At 46.7% G+C, this 4,212-nt stretch carries 5 protein-coding genes; 4 read left to right on the top strand and 1 reads right to left on the bottom strand.

Features of this window, described 5'->3' with window-relative positions; genetic code table 11:
* A partial coding sequence (locus A3761_RS09585; RefSeq protein WP_197472997.1) for a transposase occupies nt 1–444 on the top strand: 444 nt, incomplete at its 5' end.
* A gap of 200 nt (nt 445–644) precedes the next feature.
* Nucleotides 645–1,217: a DNA polymerase domain-containing protein gene (locus tag A3761_RS09580; protein ID WP_068510504.1), complete on the top strand. Its 573-nt coding sequence runs from the start codon at nt 645–647 to the stop codon at nt 1,215–1,217.
* Between the two features lie 20 nt (nt 1,218–1,237).
* On the opposite strand, the gene A3761_RS09575 is transcribed toward A3761_RS09580, so the two are convergent.
* A complete protein-coding gene (locus A3761_RS09575) occupies nt 1,238–3,220 on the bottom strand; it encodes an alkyl/aryl-sulfatase (RefSeq protein WP_068510506.1) in 1,983 nt (660 codons plus the stop codon).
* Between the two features lie 183 nt (nt 3,221–3,403).
* Here A3761_RS09575 and A3761_RS26245 point away from each other — a divergent pair, with 183 nt between their 5' ends.
* Complete coding sequence (locus A3761_RS26245) at nt 3,404–3,559, top strand: hypothetical protein (RefSeq protein WP_156490463.1); 156 nt, start codon at nt 3,404–3,406, stop codon at nt 3,557–3,559.
* A 35-nt stretch (nt 3,560–3,594) separates the two neighbouring features.
* On the top strand, nt 3,595–4,212 hold a 618-nt coding region (gene tatC, locus A3761_RS09570; protein ID WP_068750156.1), incomplete at its 3' end, for a twin-arginine translocase subunit TatC.

The following is a 4,212-nucleotide window of genomic DNA, read 5'->3' as shown; positions in this document are numbered from 1 at the left end:
GAACCCATGGACTTCATGGCCAAGCTGGCTGCACTGGTACCCAAGCCGCGCGTCAACCTCACCCGATTCCACGGAGTCTTCGCACCGAACAGCAAACACCGTGTTCAGGTCACACCGGCTAAACGCGGAAAAAAGCCTGACAAACTAGAAGCAGCCGATACTGACTGGCTCGATAAGACCCCTGAAGAGCGGCACCATGCCATGACATGGATGCAGCGACTTAAGCGAGTCTTCAATATTGATATTGAGGTTTGCGAGCACTGTGGAGGGCATGTCAAAGTGATTGCCAGCATTGAGGATCCGGACATAATCGAGCAGATTCTTAAACATCTCAAACAGAAGGCGGCCAAAGCCGATACTAACCATCACACCCAGCCGCCAGAGCGAGCCCCACCACTGACTCCCAGCCTGTTCGGCCCATCGCAGACTCGTTTATTTAATTGACGCTCCTAAGCTCTCAATCCATGTACTGTCAGCCTTTGCGGCAGGCCGGTGGGGCAACTGTCGGCTAAAGATCCATTCGCCAGGCACTTTTCGGTCAAATCGACCAAAATACGACCTTCTTTGGGCGCTGTGAAGCTAAATTCCGGGGCTTAGGCAATAAAAATGAGCAGCAATTTCGGGTATGCTACTTCATCCGAAGGGTGAAAAGGTGCTTTAAACGTCCTATACGCCCGACCATTCGTGGTTCTGAAGCGGGCAGTAAAAAGCGCTATGCCGGTATGGTTGTTAAAAATCAACAACCGGAAATGGTCTTTAAAGGGTTGGAAACGGTTCGCACTGATTGGACAGACGTGGCGAGAGACTTTCAAAAGAATCTTTACCAAATCGTCTTTGATGATCGCGACCCAAGCCAATTTATCAAAGACACCGTGGCGGCCACACTGAATGGAGAACGGGATAATCAGCTGGTTTATCGAAAACGCCTTAGAAGACCGCTCAGAGAGTACGTTAAAAACGTTCCACCCCATGCTCGATCTGCCAAAATAGCCGACGAAAAGAACAAAGCGCTTGGCAAGCCACTACAGTATCAACACAAAGGCTGGATCAACTATATCATCACCCTGAACGGGCCTGAGCCTTTGGACTATCTTGAATCAGACATTGATTACCAACACTACATTGAGAAACAGCTAAAGCCCATCGCGGAAGGCATTCTGCCCTTTATCGGGATGGACTTTGATCGCCTAATAGATAATCAAATGGCCTTATTCTAGGGAACCTAGAAGTAAGTTCCTTAAGGCTCAATGATATTAAAGACACCTCTCGGCTTCTCAAACAACCTGAAGAAACTCACTAAATCCAGCTTACTACCCTCCACCGTCAAATCATCCGAGAACAGGGTTTCTTTGATCCCAGCCTGATCAGTGGCCATTTTGAGAAATAACTCATGAGTCACCTTAAGTGTGGCATCCGCATCACTGACAGGTTCAATTTGTTCAAAATGCAGAACGGCATTTTCAATCCACAAATAGAAATTTACCTGCCTGTCAGTGAAGGTGATATTGATCTTATGATGGCTATCAAAAGCTTCCGGGCCAATTAAACGGGCAGCCATTGATATAAAGAAGTTCTCAAGAGGTGCCTCTCTCAGAACCCCCTCCATCATTGCCACATCAACGCCTTTATCCGGGCCACCATGTCTCAGCTCATAAGCCCCCGTAAGATAATTATCTCGCCAAGGCGCTGATTCCGATTGGTATCCCAATTGATCATAAGCTTTAGCAAGGAGCTCTCGGGCCTTATCGTTGCCAGGGTCAGCAAAGACCAATTTATTCAAAAGTTCGGCTACCCAACGATATTCACCCTGGTCAAAAGCCGATTGAGCAGCAAGTAGAACCCTCTCAGCCCCTCCCATTAAGGCTATGTATTTATCCGCAGATTCTTCCGGAGGAAGCGGATTAAGATTCGCAGGGTTTCCGTCATACCAGCCTAAATACCACTGATAAACCGCTTTTGCATTATGTTTTACCGTTCCATAGTAACCACGGTTGGAAAAGTTACTGGCCAAACTCGGAGGCAACTCAATCTGTTCGGCTATCTCCGTTGGCGTATACCCTGCATTTAATAAACGCACCGACTGATCATGGATATATTTATAAGTATCCCGTTGAGCTTTAAGAAATGTCACCAGTTTTTCACTGCCCCATATCGGCCAGTGGTGACTGCCAAAATAGAGGTCACTTTTCTCTGCGTATTGAATGGCATCATGAATATAACCGCTCCACTTCAAAGCATCGCGCACTTTAGCCCCTCTCAAGGTATATAGGTTGTGGAGATTACGCGAAACCAATTCAGCGCCACACCAGGCTCGGAACTCAGGAAGATAGAAAGTAAATTCTGCAGGTGCTTCTGAACCGGATACCACCTGAAATTCAAATGTCACGCCGTCGATCTCATGACGTTCACCACTCTCGGAAATCAGCACATTGGGTTCTAAGATAGTGAACTGACCAAACGCAGGTTCCTTACCTAAGCCAGAGCCCACATGCCCTCTTTCAGATTTAGGTAATCGCTTTCCGTACATGTACATAGAGCGACGTCCCATTGCCATGCCTGCCACCACATTTTCACTGGTGGCCTCTTCCATAAAGCCTTCTGGCGCGATCACTTTAAGTTGCTGTTGGCTGACTTGTTCTGGAGAGGCAATGCCATGGGCACCGCCAAAGTGATCAATATGAGAATGGGTGAACAAAATGGCGCTAACGGGTCTTTTTCCTAATTGATCATTTACCAGTTTCATTGCCACGCGTGCCGTTTCCACTGTGGTTAACGGGTCTATCACGATCCAGCCCGTCTCTCCACGAATCACGGTCATATTGGCCAGATCGAAACCACGAACCTGATATATCCCCTCTGATAACTGATACAAACCATGCCTGTTGTTGAGTCCCGCCTGCCGCCAAAGACTAGGATTTACAGTTGCAGGAGCTTGTCCTTGTATGAACTCATAGGCCTTTGTGTTCCAGGCCAATTTTCCGGAGGCGGATACTTGAAGGCCTTCTACCGTGGCTATGAAGCCTCGTTTGGATTGTGCGATATCTTCAGAATCTTTGAGGGGAAGTTGCGCTTCGACAGCCTGATTCATTTTTTGTGTTATCTGGGTGGCGGGGGAAAAACCTTCGACCGAACCTATGCCATCAACAGTTTCTGTCTGAGATTGAGTACATCCAGTAATCAAAACCGCAATTAACAGAACCCATGTCCCGTGCTTAAACATAATCTCGAAACTCCCTGTAAAGCGCATGCGTCAGCGCATTGAAAAACCTTGTAAGATCAACTACTTTTAATAGCTATCAACAATAGCTGACCTAGGCACTTAAAAATAGATTTGAAAACTAGGGAACCTCTGAATATTTTAAATCATTTGTATTGCATGAGCAAGGATAGTCGGCAAAACAGGATGTACTTCTACGGAGTTGAAACGCTCAAAGAAGCTGAAGAGTTCGAGCCCTTACCAAGAGATGAGTATGACAAGCTGTTTCAGGCACCAAAAGAGCCTGATTCGTCAAAAGACCTTCAAAGCAATACGCAAAACGACAAGCCTAAGCAGTCATAACATGGCCTCCGTAATAAGCTAAGCATAGTAAAGACATGAGTAAGACTTCTGACAACGCAACTGAAAACGACACTGTAGTCGACCAAGGCCAGCCTCTAATCAGCCATCTGATAGAATTGCGCACACGCCTCCTGCGTTCTGTGCTTTGCGTTATATTGATCTTCGCAGGCCTTTACTATTTTGCCAACGATATCTACCTGATTGTCTCAGAGCCACTTAGGGTCTTTTTACCCGAAGGTAGCACCATGATCGCGACCGATGTCGCATCACCCTTCTTTACCCCCTTCAAACTGGCACTAATGACGGCACTGTTTATATCAATGCCTTATGTGCTCTTTCAAATATGGGGTTTTATCGCACCTGCACTCTATGAGAATGAAAAACGGCTCGCCTATCCTTTACTGCTATCGAGCATAATATTGTTCTATCTCGGCATGGCATTCGCTTACTTTGTCGTCTTTCCTTTGGTGTTTGGCTTTTTCACCAGTGCCGCACCTGAAGGCGTCACTGTAATGACCGATATCAGTCGCTATCTTGACTTCATTCTAAAGCTATTCTTCGCATTTGGTTTAGCCTTCGAAATCCCAATCGCAACCATTATTTTGGTTGCGGCAGGTATTACCAGCTCAGCTAGCCTAAGTGAAAAACGCCCT

It is taken from the genome of Oleiphilus sp. HI0123, from assembly GCF_001635315.1.
Note: the sequence above shows the minus strand (reverse complement) of the source record. Positions and strands in the feature narration are given on the sequence as shown.

What these genes read in the sequence shown, in the direction of transcription:
- A3761_RS26245 (WP_156490463.1), top strand. Translation starts at nt 3,404, where the DNA reads ATGTACTTCTACGGAGTTGAAACGCTCAAAGAAGCTGAAGAGTTCGAG.
- A3761_RS09575 (WP_068510506.1), bottom strand. Translation starts at nt 3,220, where the DNA reads ATGTTTAAGCACGGGACATGGGTTCTGTTAATTGCGGTTTTGATTACT.